Here is a 15,858-nt window from a genome sequence, read left to right as displayed (position 1 = left end):
GTTGTGGTGTTGGCCGGCACCATGCAAGGCGCCGGCCAAGCTTCGTTCGAAGCGTCGTTCGGATCGCGCCTGCGGCGCGGCTGCCTGTTACTGCGGCAGCTTGTCGTCGATGCCCTTCACGTACCAGTTGAGACCGAGCAGGGTCTTGTCATCGACGACGCCACCGGCCGGCACGACCTCGGTGCCGTCCTGCTTGATGACCGGGCCCTTGAAGGGATGCAGCGCGCCGGACTCGATGTCGGCCTGCGTCTTCTTCGCCATGGCGACGACATCGTCCGGCAGGTTCGTGTAGGGCGCCATCTCGAGGATGCCGTCCTTGAGGCCGTCCCAGGTCTGCTCTGACTTCCATGTGCCATCGAGCACCGCATTGACCCGCTTCACATAGTAGGGGCCCCAGGTGTCGACGATCGCCGTGTACTGCGCCTTGGGCGCGAAGGAGATCATGTCATGCGCCTGGCCAAAGCCGTGCAGGCCGCGCTCCTGCGCGACCTGGAGCGGCGCCGGCGAGTCGGTGTGCTGCGTGATGATGTCGGCGCCCTGGTCGAACAGCGCCTTGGCGGCATCGGCCTCCTTGGCAGGGTCGAACCACGAATTGACCCACACGATCTTGATCTTGAAGTCGGGATTGATCGACTGCGCGCCGAGCATGAAGGCGTCGATGCCCATCACGACCTCAGGGATCGGGAAGGAGACGATGTAGCCAGCCGTGCCCGATTTCGACATCTTCGCCGCGATCTGGCCGAGAATGTAGCGACCCTCGTAGAAGCGCGAATTGTAGGTCGCGAGATTGGGCGCCGTCTTGTAGCCGGTCGCATGCTCGAACTTCACGTCCGGGAACTTCGCCGCGACCTTGACGGTCGGATCCATGAAGCCGAACGAGGTCGAGAAGATGATGCCGCAACCCGAGCGCGCGAGGCGCTCGATCGCGCGTTCCGCGTCCGGGCCTTCCGGCACGTTCTCGACGAAGGACGTCTCGACCTTGTCGCCGAGCTCCTTCTCGACCATCAGGCGGCCGCGATCATGGCCTTCGCTGTAGCCACCGTCATTGTGCGGGCCGACATAGACCCAGCAGGCCTTGAGCTTGTCGGCCGCCTCGGCGCCGGTCGCGACGCCTGCGGCGACCGCGGCGGCAGCGAGGATTGCGAGATATCTGCGCATATGTATCTGGTCCCTCTTCTTCGCCCGTACGGGCTCTTGGTCGTCTCCGGCCGGAAGGATGGCCGGCATTGCCTATCGTCGGCGGCTCAGCTGTCGGGCACGAAGGCGCGGCCGAGGCAGGCCGGTGTGTTCACGCTGAGCAGCGTGCGATTGCGGGAGATGATCACCAGAGCAATCACCGTCACGATGTAGGGGAGCATCGACAGGAACTGCGACGGGATGCCGATGCCGATTGCCTGGGCGTGAAGTTGCAGGATGCTGACGCCGCCGAACAGCAGCGCGCCAATGACGAGGCGACCCGGCAGCCAACTCGCGAACACGACGAGCGCGAGCGCGATCCAGCCGCGTCCGCCCGTCATCATAGGCGTCCATTGCGGCGTGTAGACCAGCGAGAGATAGGCGCCGCCGAGTCCCGCGCAGAGGCCGCCGAAGAGCACGGCGAGGAAGCGCGTGCGGATGACGGAGAAGCCGAGCGCATGCGCCGATCCGTGATTGTCGCCGACGGCGCGGAGCACGAGGCCGCCACGCGTCCTGAACAGGAACCACCATGTGCCGATCGCAAGCACGACGGCGAGATAGACGAGCGGGTCCTGCCCGAACACGAGCCGCCCGACGATGGGGAGGTCGGACAGGCCAGGAATGTCGACGCGCGGCACGGGAATGCCGGGCATGCCGACGAAGCGATCGCCGATCAGGCCCGAAAGTCCGAGCCCGAACAACGTCAACGCGACGCCCGTAGCATTCTGGTTGGCGACGAAGAACAGCGCCACGATGCCGAACAGTCCAGCCGCCAGCATGCCGCCGATCATGGCCACGAGAACCCCGACGATCGGCATTCCGGTGACCGCCGTCGCCGCGAAGCCGCAGACGGCGCCGATCGCCATCATCCCCTCGACGCCGAGATTGAGCACGCCCGCGCGCTCGGCCACCAGCTCGCCGATCGCCGCGAACAGAAGCGGCGTCGCGGCGGTGACGATGGTGAGCAGGATTCCTTCCATCATCGTCATGGCATCACCGGACTGTTGCGGCGTCGAGCGCCGGCTGGCGCACAATGCGGAGGCGGTAATAGATGAAGCTGTCGCAGGCGAGCACGTAGAAGAGCAGCATTCCCTGGAACACCTGTGTCGTCTGGTCCGAGAGGCCGATCGCGACCTGCGCGCCCTCGCCGCCCATGTAGGAAAGCGCCAGCAGCAAGCCGGCGATCAGGATGCCGAACGGGTGCAGGCGGCCCAGGAAAGCGACGATGATCGCCGTGAAGCCGTAACCGGGGGATACGCTGGTGCGCAGCAGCCCGATCGGTCCCATGACCTCGCAGATGCCGGCGAGGCCTGCGAGGCCGCCGGAGATCAGGAAGGTCAGCATCACCATCTTGTTGCGCGAGAAGCCGCCGAACGAGCCGGCGCGGGGTGACTGGCCGAGCACGCGGATCTTGAAGCCGGTCATCGTCTTCGTCGTCATGAACCAGGCGACGACGACCGCCACCAGCATGAAGATGATCGAGAGGCGGATGGATTCGCCTGCGATGACGGGCAACATCTGTCCTTCGTCGAAGGGCCGGCTGTTCGGGAAGTTGAAACCGGCCGGATCACGCCAGGGACCGCGCGCCATATAGTCGAGGAAGAGATTGGCGACATAGACGAGCATCAGCGTCGTCAGCGTCTCGTTGGCGTTGAAGCGGATCTTCAGGATGGCCGGGATCGCCGCATAGGCCATGCCGCCGGCGATGCCCATCAGGATCATCGCGGTAATCACCGCAGGCCCCTGCAATGTCGGGAAGAGGATCGGGATGGCGGCACCCGCCAGCGCACCTGCCGCGAGCTGGCCCTCGGCGCCGATATTCCACACCGCCGACTGGTAGCAGAAGGAGAGCCCGATCGCGATCAGGATGATCGGCACCGCCTTCACGAGCAGGTCCTCGATCGACCAGAGCGCGGTCAGCGGCTCGACAAAATAGATGTAGAGCGCCCGCATCGGATCGATGCCGGCGAGGAGGAAGATCACGAAGAAGGTGGCCAGCGACAGCAGGATCGCCACGACCGGCGAGAGATACTGCATGCTGCGGCTCGGCGTCAGCCGTTTCTCAAGGACGATGCGCATGCGCCGCCTCCCCCTGCCCCATAGCGGCGCGTCCCTTCTTCTTGCCCTCGCCGAGCCCCGCCATCATGAGGCCGATCTCCTCGCGCGTCAGCGAGCGCGTCGGCACCGGCTCCGTCAGATGGCCGCGCGATATGACCGCGACCCGGTCGGCGATCTCGAAGATCTCGTCGAGGTCCTGGCTGATGACCAGCACCGCGGACCCCGACCGCGCGAGATCGATCAACGACTGGCGGATGACGGCCGCTGCGCCGGCATCGACGCCCCAGGTCGGCTGGCTGACGACAAGCACCGAGGGCTGGCGGTCGATCTCGCGGCCGACGATGAATTTTTGCAGGTTGCCGCCCGAGAGCGAGCCCGCTTCCGGATCGACCGCCGACTTGCGGACATCGAAGGAGCGGCCGATCCGCTCGGCGAGCGTCCGCATGCTCGCGAAGTCGATCACGCCGATGCGGATCAACTGGTCGCCGGTCGAATGGCGGGTTAGGAGCACATTGTCCGAAAGACGCAGCCGCGGCACGGCGCCGTGGCCGTTGCGCTCCTCTGGAACGAACGCCGCGCCCATGCGGCGGCGGCGCGTGACGCCGAGGCGGCCAGCCGGCTTGCCGTCGATGATGATCACGTCCTCCTGCGCCGCGAGCCGCTCGCCGGACAGCGCATCGAAGAGCTCACCCTGTCCGTTTCCGGCGATGCCCGCGATGCCGACGATCTCCCCGGCCCGCACGTCGAGCGAGATGTCCTTGAGCGCGACCGCGAAGGGATGCGGCTCCGGCATCGACAGGCCCTGAACCTTGAGGCGCGTGCGCATCGTGCTCGGCGGCGGCGTGTCGGCGGAGAGGACATGCACGTCGGCGCCGACCATGAGACTCGCGAGCTGGGCCGCGGTCTCCTGCTGCGGATCGCATTCAGCGACCACCTTGCCCAGGCGAAGGATGGTCGCGTGATGGCAGATCTGCTTCACCTCCTCGAGGCGGTGGCTGATATAGAGAACGGCGCAACCACGCGCCGTCAGTCGGTCGAGCGTCTCGAAGAGATCGTCGGCCTCTTGGGGCGTCAGCACCGAGGTCGGCTCGTCCATGATGAGCAGTTCGGGATCCTGCAGCAGGCAGCGCACGATCTCGACCCGCTGTCGCTCGCCGACCGACAGATCGACGACGCGCGAGGCCGGGTTCAGGGGCAGGCCGAACTCGCGCGACACCTGCTCGATCTCGCGCGACAGCGCCGCGAGATTGGTGCGGTCGGCCAGCGCAAGGGCGATGTTCTCGGTGACCGTCAGCGCATCGAACAGCGAGAAATGTTGAAAAACCATGCCTATGCCGAGCTTGCGCGCGGCGGAGGGGCTCGGGATCCGGACCGGCTGTCCCTTCCAGCGGATCTCGCCCTCGGTCGGCTGCAGCGAGCCGTAGAGAATCTTCACCAGCGTCGACTTGCCGGCGCCATTCTCGCCGAGCAGCGCGTGGATCTCGCCCGGCCGGATGGTCAGGTCGATGGCGTCGTTCGCCTTGAAACTGCCGAACAGCTTGGTGATTCCGATGGCCTCAACGAGGGCGCCGGATTGCGGCCGCGTCCGTCGCGCGGCGATGGCAGGTTCCAATTCAGCTCCCCCTCGGCGAACGCAACGACAGCTTGGGATGCGCATCGGCCTCGACCAAGGCAGCCCGGCGCACGGCCTCGTCGCGGATCAGCAAGTCCGATGCCACCGACGCGGCGATCACTGCCGGCAGCTTCGAGCGGATGCCCGGAAGGCCGATCGGCGAATGCAGCGCGGCGGAAACGTCCCCCTCGACGCCGGCCTCGCCGAGCAGGCGCAGGAAGCGTGCCCGCTTCGACGCGCTGCCGATGAGTCCGACATAGCCGAACCTACACGCTGCCAGCGCTTTGTGCACGATGGCGAGGTCGAGTGCGTGGCTGTGTGTCATCACGAGCACGAAAGCGCCGTCGGGCGCCGCGCCGAGCGCTTCCGGCGCGTCCTCCTGCCGGACGCAGCGGCAATTGGCGGGAACGAGAGCCGGAAAGGCGTCCGGACGCGGGTCGATCCAAGTAACGGCGAAAGGAAGCGGCGCCAAAGCAAGGACCAGCGCCCGCCCGACATGACCGGCCCCGAACAGGAAAAGCGCGCGGGGATCCTCTCCGAACCCTTCCTCGATCGCTCCGCCATGAAGCGTGGCCGAGCCGATCGGCACAGACGACCCGGGCGCGATGGCACGGACCAGCGGTTTTCCTTCGAAGATCTGCGCCCGTGTGCGGAACGGCCCGCGCGCTTCAGCCTCCGCGAGCGCCTTCACTTCCTGTCGGCGCTCCATGCCGAAGACTTCCAGCGCCAGCTCGACGCGGCCGCCGCAGCACTGGCCGAGTTCGGGACCGAGCGCGATGCTGGACAGCGCGAGTCCGGGGGCCGCTGCCTGCGCCATGGCCCGCTGCGCCTCCGCGATGGCGCGCCATTCCAGCGTTCCGCCGCCGATCGTGCCCGTAAAGCTGCCGTCCGGCATGACGATGATCCTGGCGCCCGCCTCCCGCGGCGCCGAGCCGCGGATCGCCACGAGCGTCGCCATCGCGGCCTTGCTGTGCTGGTCGATCGCGTCGAGGAGGCGTTGCCAGACCTGCATCAGGCGTCCCCGGACAGAGCTCTCCGCACGGCCTTGAGGATCGCCTCGGGAGTCGCCGGTGCGTCAAGCTGCGGCACGACGCCGGGCCGGACGCTGGCGACGGCGTTGGCGATCGCACACCAGACCGAAATCGGCAACATCAAGGGAGGCTCGCCGACGGCCTTGGAGCGGTAGATCGTCTTTTCGCGCGCGCCGTCCGACTGGAACAGCTTGACGATGAAATGCTCTGGCACGTCGGAGGCGGTCGGGATCTTGTATGTCGAGGGCGCATGGGTCCTGAGGCGACCCTGTTTGTCCCAGACGAGTTCTTCCGTCGTGAGCCAGCCCATCCCCTGCACGAAGCCGCCTTCGATCTGGCCGATATCGATGGCCGGATTCAGCGATTTGCCGACATCGTGCAGCACGTCGACGCGGTCGACCCGCATCTCTCCCGTCATCGTGTCGATCGTCACCTCCGAGCAGGAGGCGCCATAGGCGAAATAGTAGAACGGACGGCCTTCGGCCTTGTCGCGGTTCCACGAGATCACCGGCGTCCGGTAATGCGCGGCGGACGAAAGCGAGATGCGCTCGACATATGCGGCGTTGGCGAGTTCGGCGAGGCTGATCGACTGATTATCGAAAAACACCCGGTTGTCGCGGAAATTCACCTTGTCGCGGCGCACGCGCCACTTCTGCTCGATGAAGGCGTAGAGGCGATCCTTGATCTCGTTGCAGGCGGCGAGCGCCGCCATGGCGTTGAGATCGGTGCCGGACGAGGCCGCGGTCGGCGAGGTGTTCGGCACCTTGTCGGTGCGGGTCGCGGTGATCGCCACCTTTCCCATATCGACACCGAATTCCTCGGCGACGACCTGCGCCACCTTGAGGAACAGGCCCTGCCCCATCTCGGTGCCGCCATGGTTCAGGTGAACCGAACCGTCACGATAGAGATGAACCAGCGCGCCGGCCTGGTTGAGCGGCATCAGCGTGAAGGAGATGCCGAACTTGATCGGCGTCAACGCGAGCCCGCGCTTCAGGATGCGGCTCGACGCGTTCCAGGCCGCGATCTCGGCGCGGCGCTCCCAATAGCTGCAATCCGCCTCAAGCTCAGCAACGAGTTCGTGCAGCAGGTTGTCGGTGACCTGCTGGCCATAGGGCGTGCGGTCGCGACCGCGGCCGCCATAGAAATTCGCCTTGCGGATCTCGAGCGGGTCCTTACCGAGCCGATAGGCGACCTGGTCCATCATCCGCTCGGCGAACACCATGCCCTGCGGCCCGCCGAAGCCACGATAGGCGGTGTTGGAACAGGTGTTGGTGCGGAACCGGCGGGTCAGTACGCGGCAGTTAGGATAGAAATAGGAGTTGTCGGAATGGAACATCGTCCGGTCGACGACGCCCATGCTCAGATCTTCCGAATGCCCACATCGCGCGTCGAGCGCGACATCGACGCCCTGCAGCAACCCGTTCTCGTCATGGCCGACTCGGTAGCGCACGCGGAAATCGTGCCGCTTGCCGGTCATGATCATGTCGTCGTCGCGATCGAGCCGGAACTTGCAGGGCTGCCCGGTCTTCACCGCCGCCAGCGCGGCGAGCACCGCCCATTGCGTCGCCTGGCTCTCCTTGCCGCCGAAGCCGCCACCCATGCGGCGAATCTCGACCGTCACGGCGCTCGAGGGAACATGCAGCGCATGCGCCACCACATGCTGCACCTCGCTCGGGTGCTGCGTCGAGGCATGCACGAGAATCTCGCCCGCTTCGCCGGGAATGGCGAGCGAGATCTGGCCTTCGAGGTAGAAATGCTCCTGCCCCCCGATGCGGAACTCGTCCTCGAAGGAAACCGGAGCCGTCGCGAGCGCAGCGTCCGGATCGCCCTGCACGAAGGCATAGTCGGCGAGGACCTTCTCCGTCGCCTCGGCGACGTCGATCACCGGCGGCGCGGCCTCCGTCACGAAACGGGCCTTCTTCGCCGCGCGGCGCGCCGCATCGCGAGTCTTCGCCACGACGGCGAACACGACCTGGCCGTGGAAGCGCACCGTATCGGTGGCGAGCGCCGGATCGTCGCCGATCTGCTTCGGCGAGATATCATTCGCGCCTGGAATATCCTCGGCCGTCAGCACCGTGACAACATCGGGAGCGGCGCGCACTGCCGAAAGATCGACCGAGACGATGCGACCGCTCGCGATCGGCGCATAGCCGGGAGCGAGATGCAGCGTCCCCGAGGGCTCACGGATGTCGTCGATATAGGCGGCCGTTCCGGTGACGTGGCGGGGCGCGCTGTCATGCGGCAGCGGCTTACGGACGATCTGCAGCTCGGCCTCGGGGCGCATGGTCTCAGCCGGCATGGACGGCCTCCTCGCGTTGGCCGACGAGACGGGTCCGCTGCGTCGGCGTTCCGGCCGCCTCGAGCAGCGCCTTGCCGAGCAACGCCTGCGCCGTATCGGCGCGATAGGCGGCGCTGGCGCGGTGATCGTCCAGCGGGCTGAAATCGGTGCGCAGCGCTGCGAAGGCTCGCGACCAAGCCGCCGATTCGGCGATCGCGGTGCCGACGAGTGCTGTTTCGGCACCTTTGGCGCGTTTCGGCGTTCCCGCCATGCCGCCATAGGCGATGCGCGCCTCCCGGATCACCCCGTCCGTATCGATCGTAAAGCGGAAGGCGCCCATGACGGCGGAGATGTCCTGGTCGAAACGCTTCGTGACCTTGTGGCAGCGGAAGACCTGATCCTCGCGCAGCCGGGGCACCAGCAGGCCGGTCACGAACTCGCCGGTCGCCCGGTTCTGCTTGCCATAATCGATGAAGAAGTCCTCGAGCGGAATGACCCGCGAGCGGTCGCCGCGCCGAAGCTCCATCGTCGCGCCGAGTGCGATGAGCGCCGGCGGCGAATCGCCAATCGGCGAGCCGTTCGCGACATTGCCACCGACCGTGCCGGACGCGCGCACCTGCTTGGAGCCGATGCGGCGGAAGAGTTCGCCGAGATCGGCGTCGATCGAGCGCATGTAAGGCTCGGCGGCGGCGAAGCTGGCCGTGGCGCCGATCAGGATCTCGCGGCCGGTATCCTCGATCCGGTTCATGCCGGCGACGCGGCCGATATGGATGATCTTCGGAATGTCGCGCAGTTGCTTTGTGATCCAGAGGCCGACATCCGTGGCGCCGGCAACGATCACCGCGGTCGGGTGCTGCTGGTAGAGCGCGGCCAGCGCCTCGATGCTGGCGGGGGCCGCGAAGAAGCGCTCGTCGTCGCCGATGAAGAGGTCGCGGTCGTCGGCGAGGAACTGCAGCACGCCGGCCGTATCCGCGGCGCCGCGGTGGAAGGCGTCGTCGCGCGGCGCGGCCGAGGCCTCGATCGCCGCGTCGACGATGGGGCGATACCCGGTGCATCGGCAGAGATTGCCGGCGATCCAGTCATTGACCTCGCCGCGCGTCGTCGGCCCGTCCGTGTTGTGGAACATGGCGAAGAGGCTCATGACGAAGCCAGGCGTGCAGAAGCCGCATTGCGAGCCGTGCCGATCGACCATCGCCTGCTGGATCGGGTGCAGCCGGCCGTCGGCGGCGAGATCCTCGACCGTCACGATCTCGGTGCCGTCGACCATGCCGAGCAGCTGGATGCAGGAATTCACCGGCTCATAGACGATCTCGTCGCCGCGGCGGCGGCCGAGTGCGACCGTGCAGGCGCCGCAGTCGCCCTCGCCGCAGCCTTCTTTGGTGCCCTTGGCGCCCTCGGTAAGCCGCAGATGGTCGATCAGCAGCGCCATCGGATCGAACTTGCCGATCTCGACGATGCGGCCGCGGCGGACGAAACGAATGGTGTCGCGCATGGGAATCAGCTGCCGCGATAGGTGGAATAGCCGTAGGGCGAGATAAGCAGCGGGACGTGATAGTGCTGCTCGGCGGCCGCGATGCCGAACCGGATCGGAATAACGTCGAGGAAGGCTGGCTTGGGGATATCGACGCCGCCGGCCCTGAGATAGTCGCCGGCATGGAAGACAAGCTCGTAGGTACCGGCCGTGAACGCGTCGCCCTCCAGCAGCGGGCCATCGACGCGCCCGTCCGCATTGGTCGTGACGCTCTTGAGAAGCGTCGCCGCTTCGCCGAGGCGGTAGAGTTCGATCGTGAGGCCGGCTGCGGGCCGTCCGGCCGCCGTATCCAGAACATGCGTCGTCAGGCGGCCCATTCCAACTCCCATCACGCGATCTGCCAAGGCCCGCGCAGCGAAGGCTGCACAAGGCTTAATCAAATCGTACAATCAATCCGACGCTGCACGCAATGGCGGCAGAACGTCCCGATGGGGGTGTAGATAATCAGGGAATGAGGACGACCGAACCATGCGTGCGACGCTGCTCCAGCGCCGTCTGCGCGGCGCCCGCATCGGCGAGCGGAAAGGTCTGCGGCGCATCCACCCGGATGGCGCCCGAGGTGATCATCGAGAAGAGATCGTCCGCCGCTTCAACGAGTTCAGCGTGTTTGCTCACATAGTTTCCCAGCGTCGGCCGGGTCGCGTAGAGCGAGCCCTTGCGCTGGAGAAGGTTGATCTCGAATGCCTCCACCGCTCCGGACGAGTTGCCGAAGGAGACGAACAGTCCGCGCGGCTTCAAACAGTCAAGCGAGGCGGGGAAGGTGTCCTTGCCGACCGAGTCGTAGACCACGTCGCACTTCTCGCCCTTGGTGATCTCGCCAACCCGGGCGACGAAGTCCTCGGAGCGATAGTCGATGACATGGGCGCAGCCGAGTTTCCGCGCGCGCTCCACCTTTTCGGGCCCACCCGCCGTGCCGATCACCGTCGCGCCTAGGGCCGACGCCCATTGGCAGGCGATCGAGCCGACGCCGCCGGCCGCGGCGTGGAAGAGCAGAACCGTCTGCGGGCCGACGACATAGGTCTGGCGGAGGAGATAGCGAGCGGTGAGCCCCTTGAGGAGCACCGACGCGGCGGTGGCGTCGTCGATGGCATCGGGAATTGGAACGAGGCGGTCGGCCGGCACCAGTCGCGCCTCGGCATAAGCGCCGGTCGGGCCGGCATAGCCGACGCGATCGCCCACCTTCACCGCGCTGACGCCCTCGCCCACCGCCTCGACGATGCCGACGCCCTCCGAGCCCGGAACGAAGGGCAGGGGCTGGGGCGGCGGATAGAGGCCGGACCGGTGATAGACGTCGATGAAATTGAGGCCGACCGCCGTCTGGCGGATGCGCGCCTCACCCTTTCCGGGCGCTCCGACTTCGATCTCCTCGAAGCGCAGCTTGTCGGCCCCGCCCTGTTCGTGGACCCGAATGGCGTGAATGGTCGAGCCGGACATCGAACACCTCCCTGAAGGGCAGGTGCGGTCAGGCACCGGCGGATGCGAGTTCAACAGCCGCGCGGCGCGGGCGCAAGCCGCCGGCGAGAGCGAGGCTGACGAGAAGCGCCGGCAGCAGCATGGCAAGGCCGAAGCGCAGGTCGAGATGCTCCGCCACGAAACCGATCATCGGCGCTCCGACGAGGAAGCCGCAAAGCGCGAAAAGCGACAGCACGGCAACATTCGCTGCTGCCGGGCGGTCGCCGAGGCGTGCCGCCGCCGTGACGCCGAGCGGAAAGCCGACCGAGCAGCCGAAGCCGAGCGCGGCAAGTCCGATAAGCGCCTGCGTCGCCCCGCCACTCGTCACCACAAGCAGCACGCCAGCAACGGTGACGAGGCCGCAGAAGCGGGCAAGCGGCGCGGCGCCGAAGCGCGCGGAGAGGTAATCGCCGAGGAAGCGTCCGGTTGCGATGGCGAAGGCATAGGCGGTGTAGCCGAAGCCCGCCAGCGCTACCGGCGAGCCGATGACATCGCGCAGGAACACCGCCGACCAGTCGGCCGCCGCCCCCTCGGCCATGGCGACGCCGAACACGAAGACCGACAATCCGACCAACGCTTTCGACGGCAGCGACCACGGGCTCCTGGGCGCCGGAGCGCCCGCGGCATGCTCGGAGGAAACGTCGAGCGGCAGCGTGACGGAAAGCCAGAGCGCCGGGACGACCAATACTGCCGCGACCATGGCCAGCGACCAGCCTGGCGGAACGGCGAGCGCCGCGAAGCCGACGCCGACGAGGCTGCCAGCCATCTGGCCGAGGCTCCAGAAACCGTGGCAGGTGCTCATGATCTTGCGGCCGGCGCGATGCTCGATCGCGTCGGCGGCGACGTTCATTCCGAGTTCGAGGCCCGAGATCGCAGTGCCGGCGAGAAGGAGTGCCACAAACAGGCTTGGCAGGCTCCAGGCGAAGGCCGGCAGCGGCGCAAGCAGGAGAAAGACGACGAAGCCCCAGATCATGGTCGCCCGCGCGCCAACGCGCGCGACGAAGCCGCCCGCGAAGGGCAGCGTGATCAGAAGGCCGATCGGCATGCCGAGCAGCGCGACGGCAAGCTGCGCCGGGCCAAGGCCGAGCGCCTGCTGCACCTCGGGAATTCGCGGAAACCAGCTTCCCATCGCGATCGACTGGATGAAGAAGATCGCCATGATGCGGCGGGTATCGGTCATCGCGAAGCGTCCGTAACCGGTCTGTCGGGGGACGTCAGGCGGTGGCGGGCTCGTGTGCCGTCTCGCCGGCGCGAAGCGCTGCGCCTTTCCGCCGGACGCGTACCTCACCGGCCAAGGCAAGGCTCATGCCGGCCGCGAGCAGCAGCGTGGCGAGGCCGATCCTGAGCCCGAAGAATTCGGTGACGAAACCGATCATCGGCGGCCCCACGAGAAAGCCCGAGAACGACAGCAGCGACAGCGCCGCGACATTGACCGCCGACGAGCCGTCGCGCGACGCCGCCGCCGTCACGGCGAGCGGGAACACAATCGAGACGCCGAAGCCCGCGGCCGCCGCGCCAATGATGACGAGCGTCGGGCTCGGCGCCAGCACCATGGCGAGGATGCCCGCGACGCCGATTGTGCAACAGACGCGCGCCATGGCGACAGGCCCGAATCGCATGGAGAGGAAGTCCCCGGCGAGCCTGCCGGCGGCCATGAGGAAGCCGAAGGCGGTGAAGGCGAAGCCGGTCACTGGCGGCACGGCGCCGAAGACGTCGCGGAGATAGATCGCACTCCAGTCGGTTATCGCACCTTCCACGAGAAGCATGCCGAAGGCGAAAAGGCAGAGCGCGACGATGGATTTCGGCGGCAGCACGAAGATCGGTGCCTTCGGCGCGTTGGGATCGGCGGGCGCCGGATCGAGGCGCGGCAACCTTGAGGCCAGCAGCTCGGCGACGATGATGATCGCGACGATCGCGATGGCGAGGTGCGGACCCGGATCGAGACCGATCGTTGCCGCGAAGGTTCCTGTCGCGCCGCCCGCCATCAGGCCGAGGCTCCAGAAGCCGTGGCATCGCGACATCACGGTACGCCCGATCGCCGTACCGATCCGGTCGGCGGTGACGTTGAGCGCGACCTCGAGCGGTCCCATGCCGAGGCCCACAAGCACCAGCGCCACGAAGAGAACCGTGGGATTCCAAGCGAACCCCGGCAGCAGAAGCGGGATCATCAGGAAGAGGATGCCGTAGCGGATCGCGTTTCGCGGCCCCATCCGGTCGACGACGATGCCCGAAAAGGCCATCGAGCAGACGAGCCCGATCGGGACGCCGAGCAGGCAGATCGACAGCGCCGCCGGCTCGAGACCGAGACGGAGCTGCACGTCGGGGATGCGGATCAGCCAGTTCGAGAGGGAGAGTGAATAGAAGAAGTAGAGCGCCATGATGAGGCGCGCGGAGGCGAACGAGAGGGCCATGCTTGCGACTGCCAGATGCGCGGAAACAGCCGCTTGCGCGACCGGGGCCGAAGTCCGCCGCTGACGGATTCGCCAATCCGATGGTGAATGTGCCTCTTCTACAGGCAGCTCCGACGGCTGGCAATCGACAGCCGCCGGAATTTGAACCGCTTCAGCCCGCCAGAATTCGCCTCAGGCCTTCCGGTTTCGCTTTGCCGAAACGTTGAGGATCTCGACGAAGGCTGAGAAGGCCATCGCGGTGTAGATGTAGCCGCGCGGGATGTGGAAGCCGAAGCCGTCGGCGACGAGCGCGATGCCGATCATGAGCAGGAAGGCCAGCGCCAGCATTTTCGTGGTCGGGTGCCGCTCTATGAAGCCGGCGATGGCTCCGGACGCGAGATACATGACACCCATCGCGATGACGACCGCGAGGATCATGACCTCGACGTGCTCGGCCATGCCGATCGCGGTGACGATCGAATCGACCGAGAACACCATGTCGATGACGATGATCTGGGCGACGATGGCAGTGAAACTCGCCTTCACCGCCGATGCGTTGTCGTGGTGCTCGCCCTCGACGCCCTGATGGATCTCGTGCGTGGCCTTGTAGATCAGGAAGAGGCCACCCGCGAGGAGGATGAGATCGCGCCAGGAGAGCCCCTTGCCGAAGATGGTGACGACCGGTTCGGTGAGCCCGATCAGCCAGGAGAGGATGAGCAGAAGCAGAATGCGGAAAATCAGGGCGAGTGCGAGACCGATCTGGCGCGCTCGACGTGCCTCGACCGCCGGCAGCCGGCTGACCAGCACCGAGATGAAGACGATGTTGTCGATGCCGAGAACGATTTCCATCGCCGTGAGGGTGAGAAGGCTCGCCCAGGCGCTCGCCTCGAAAAGGAGATCCAGATTCATCCTGCCGCCCCGCTGTTCATGAAGATGTTCGCCCTGCCTCGAACCGATCGTTGCTCAAGGCCGCCCGGCGCTCAATGCGCCGCGCGCGGCCGCGTTGCCTGCAGGACCGCGCCGATCACCGTGAGATAGACCGTCGTCGTGCCGAGCCCGACAAGCACGGGCAACGACGGCGCCATGCCGTCCGCCAGGGCCAGGATGGAGAAGGCCGCCCACGCGAATGTGACGGTGAGAGTCACCGCCCGCAATCGCTTGACGCGGAACGGATGCACGAACTCGATCGGAGCGAATGTGAGCACCGCAAAGAGCACGATGATCGCCGCCGCGACGACCTGGTTGAGGTCGAACGCCATCAGCACGAAGACGACCATGTTCCAGACGGCAGGAAAGCCGCGGAAGCCGTAGTCGGCGGTCTTCATGCGCGTGTCGGCGAAATAGATCGCACCCACGGCGACCACGAGGACGGCGCCAGCGACGCCGAGCCCGGGCGGCAGGATGTCGGACCGCGCCAGGATGAGCGCCGGAATGAAGACATAGGTCGAGTAGTCGATCACGAGATCGAGGATGGCACCGTCGAACCACGGCACGCGCTCCTCGACGCGGACGATGCGCGCGAGCGGCCCGTCGATGCCGTCGACGAACAGCGCGGCCCCGAGCCAGAGAAAGGCCTCGACGAACGAGTCCCGCCCGACGGCGAGAACCGCCAGCATCGAGAAGACGGCGCCGCTCGTCGTCAGCATATGGACGAGCCAGCTGCTCGCTCGCGGCCAGGCGTTGATCATTGCGCCCCTTGTGTCCCCTAAGGAGAATCCGCACCTGCGCCGCATCATCTGCGGACGCATAGGCGCCCCATGGAGTCGATAGGGTCTCGGCATCCCTCTGGCAAGGGCGCGGCGGCGCGAAGTGCGGCGTCCTGTCGCCTGCGACATCGCCCGCGTTGCAAGCATCCCGCGTCGGCCTCACCTTGCAGGCGTTCATCCGGAGCTTGCCATGTTCGGATTCTCCCCCGTATCCGCAGCAGTCGGCGGCGCCATGATCGGCCTCGGCGTTGCGCTGTTGTGGATCGTAAATGGCCGCGTCTGCGGGGTCTCGAACATCTTCGGCAGCATCGTCTCCGGAAACTGGGCCGATCTGAGCTGGCGGCTGCTCTTCATCGCAGGACTGCCACTGGGCGCGGCGGCAGCGCTGCTTGTCGGCCCGCGGCTCCTTGCCGACATGGCCCCGGGCCTTCCCGAACTCGATATGTCGCCTGCGCTCCTGGTCGGATCCGGCATTCTTGTCGGCATCGGCGCCGCGCTCGCCCGGGGCTGCACCTCGGGACACGGCGTGTTCGGGCTCGCCAATCTGTCGCTCCGCTCCTTCGTGGCGGTCGGCGTCTTCATGGCGACGGCTGTTCTTACGGTCTTCGTGGCGGGCGCCTGACC

At 66.8% G+C, this 15,858-nt stretch carries 14 protein-coding genes; 1 reads left to right on the top strand and 13 read right to left on the bottom strand.

Annotation, left to right across the window (positions count from 1 at the left end; translation table 11 throughout):
* Window positions 1-87: 87 nt before the first annotated feature.
* From QO015_RS01700 to QO015_RS01640, 13 genes are all read right to left on the bottom strand, one after another.
* Window positions 88-1,158: a BMP family ABC transporter substrate-binding protein gene (locus QO015_RS01700; RefSeq protein ID WP_266281888.1), complete on the bottom strand. Its 1,071-nt coding sequence runs from the start codon at window positions 1,156-1,158 to the stop codon at window positions 88-90.
* Window positions 1,159-1,244: 86 nt separating this feature from the next.
* A complete protein-coding gene (locus QO015_RS01695; RefSeq protein WP_266281890.1) occupies window positions 1,245-2,165 on the bottom strand; it encodes an ABC transporter permease in 921 nt (306 codons plus the stop codon).
* Window positions 2,166-2,169: 4 nt separating this feature from the next.
* Window positions 2,170-3,255, bottom strand: coding sequence for an ABC transporter permease (locus tag QO015_RS01690; protein WP_266281891.1), 1,086 nt, complete (start codon window positions 3,253-3,255; stop codon window positions 2,170-2,172).
* Entirely contained in the window at window positions 3,239-4,891 is a 1,653-nt protein-coding gene (locus QO015_RS01685) for an ABC transporter ATP-binding protein (RefSeq protein WP_370877381.1), read from the bottom strand. Before QO015_RS01685 ends, QO015_RS01690 begins: the two co-directional genes overlap by 17 nt.
* Window positions 4,848-5,858: a xanthine dehydrogenase accessory protein XdhC gene (gene xdhC / locus QO015_RS01680; RefSeq protein WP_266281892.1), complete on the bottom strand. Its 1,011-nt coding sequence runs from the start codon at window positions 5,856-5,858 to the stop codon at window positions 4,848-4,850. Before xdhC ends, QO015_RS01685 begins: the two co-directional genes overlap by 44 nt.
* The gene (xdhB, locus tag QO015_RS01675) at window positions 5,858-8,176 is read right to left on the bottom strand and encodes a xanthine dehydrogenase molybdopterin binding subunit (protein WP_266281893.1); all 2,319 of its coding nucleotides are present in this window, start codon (window positions 8,174-8,176) and stop codon (window positions 5,858-5,860) included. The genes xdhC and xdhB overlap by 1 nt, the downstream gene beginning before the upstream one ends.
* The gene (gene xdhA / locus QO015_RS01670; protein WP_266281894.1) at window positions 8,166-9,647 is read right to left on the bottom strand and encodes a xanthine dehydrogenase small subunit; all 1,482 of its coding nucleotides are present in this window, start codon (window positions 9,645-9,647) and stop codon (window positions 8,166-8,168) included. Before xdhA ends, xdhB begins: the two co-directional genes overlap by 11 nt.
* Before the next feature lie 5 nt (window positions 9,648-9,652).
* Window positions 9,653-10,003 (bottom strand): hydroxyisourate hydrolase, encoded by a 351-nt coding sequence (uraH, locus tag QO015_RS01665; RefSeq protein WP_266281895.1) that lies wholly within the window; start codon window positions 10,001-10,003, stop codon window positions 9,653-9,655.
* A 127-nt stretch (window positions 10,004-10,130) separates the two neighbouring features.
* Window positions 10,131-11,120, bottom strand: a complete 990-nt coding sequence (locus tag QO015_RS01660; RefSeq protein WP_266281896.1) for a quinone oxidoreductase family protein — start codon at window positions 11,118-11,120, stop codon at window positions 10,131-10,133.
* 28 nt (window positions 11,121-11,148) lie between these two features.
* Window positions 11,149-12,318 (bottom strand): MFS transporter, encoded by a 1,170-nt coding sequence (locus QO015_RS01655; RefSeq protein WP_266281897.1) that lies wholly within the window; start codon window positions 12,316-12,318, stop codon window positions 11,149-11,151.
* Window positions 12,319-12,352: 34 nt separating this feature from the next.
* Complete coding sequence (locus tag QO015_RS01650) at window positions 12,353-13,549, bottom strand: MFS transporter (protein WP_266281898.1); 1,197 nt, start codon at window positions 13,547-13,549, stop codon at window positions 12,353-12,355.
* 171 nt (window positions 13,550-13,720) lie between these two features.
* On the bottom strand, window positions 13,721-14,437 hold the full coding sequence (locus QO015_RS01645) for a TerC family protein (protein ID WP_266281899.1): 717 nt from the start codon (window positions 14,435-14,437) through the stop codon (window positions 13,721-13,723).
* Window positions 14,438-14,508: 71 nt separating this feature from the next.
* Window positions 14,509-15,216, bottom strand: a complete 708-nt coding sequence (locus QO015_RS01640) for a CDP-alcohol phosphatidyltransferase family protein (protein ID WP_266281900.1) — start codon at window positions 15,214-15,216, stop codon at window positions 14,509-14,511.
* A gap of 208 nt (window positions 15,217-15,424) precedes the next feature.
* Between QO015_RS01640 and QO015_RS01635 the strand changes: the two genes are divergently transcribed.
* The gene (locus QO015_RS01635; RefSeq protein ID WP_266281901.1) at window positions 15,425-15,856 is read left to right on the top strand and encodes a YeeE/YedE family protein; all 432 of its coding nucleotides are present in this window, start codon (window positions 15,425-15,427) and stop codon (window positions 15,854-15,856) included.
* The last annotated feature ends 2 nt before the right edge of the window (window positions 15,857-15,858 follow it).

The sequence above is a fragment of the Kaistia geumhonensis genome (assembly GCF_030815145.1).
GTDB lineage: Bacteria > Pseudomonadota > Alphaproteobacteria > Rhizobiales > Kaistiaceae > Kaistia > Kaistia geumhonensis.
The sequence above is the reverse complement of the archived record's forward strand: the minus strand, read 5'-3'. Positions and strand labels throughout refer to the sequence as shown.

Bases quoted from the DNA above. Each gene is read 5' to 3' on its own strand.
- xdhA (WP_266281894.1), bottom strand. From the start codon at position 9,647: ATGCGCGACACCATTCGTTTCGTCCGCCGCGGCCGCATCGTCGAGATC.
- QO015_RS01700 (WP_266281888.1), bottom strand. From the start codon at position 1,158: ATGCGCAGATATCTCGCAATCCTCGCTGCCGCCGCGGTCGCCGCAGGC.
- QO015_RS01640 (WP_266281900.1), bottom strand. From the start codon at position 15,216: ATGATCAACGCCTGGCCGCGAGCGAGCAGCTGGCTCGTCCATATGCTG.
- QO015_RS01635 (WP_266281901.1), top strand. From the start codon at position 15,425: ATGTTCGGATTCTCCCCCGTATCCGCAGCAGTCGGCGGCGCCATGATC.
- uraH (WP_266281895.1), bottom strand. From the start codon at position 10,003: ATGGGCCGCCTGACGACGCATGTTCTGGATACGGCGGCCGGACGGCCC.
- QO015_RS01645 (WP_266281899.1), bottom strand. From the start codon at position 14,437: ATGAATCTGGATCTCCTTTTCGAGGCGAGCGCCTGGGCGAGCCTTCTC.
- QO015_RS01685 (WP_370877381.1), bottom strand. From the start codon at position 4,891: ATGCGCATCCCAAGCTGTCGTTGCGTTCGCCGAGGGGGAGCTGAATTG.
- xdhB (WP_266281893.1), bottom strand. From the start codon at position 8,176: ATGCCGGCTGAGACCATGCGCCCCGAGGCCGAGCTGCAGATCGTCCGT.
- QO015_RS01650 (WP_266281898.1), bottom strand. From the start codon at position 13,549: ATGGCCCTCTCGTTCGCCTCCGCGCGCCTCATCATGGCGCTCTACTTC.
- xdhC (WP_266281892.1), bottom strand. From the start codon at position 5,858: ATGCAGGTCTGGCAACGCCTCCTCGACGCGATCGACCAGCACAGCAAG.
- QO015_RS01690 (WP_266281891.1), bottom strand. From the start codon at position 3,255: ATGCGCATCGTCCTTGAGAAACGGCTGACGCCGAGCCGCAGCATGCAG.
- QO015_RS01660 (WP_266281896.1), bottom strand. From the start codon at position 11,120: ATGTCCGGCTCGACCATTCACGCCATTCGGGTCCACGAACAGGGCGGG.
- QO015_RS01655 (WP_266281897.1), bottom strand. From the start codon at position 12,318: ATGACCGATACCCGCCGCATCATGGCGATCTTCTTCATCCAGTCGATC.
- QO015_RS01695 (WP_266281890.1), bottom strand. From the start codon at position 2,165: ATGACGATGATGGAAGGAATCCTGCTCACCATCGTCACCGCCGCGACG.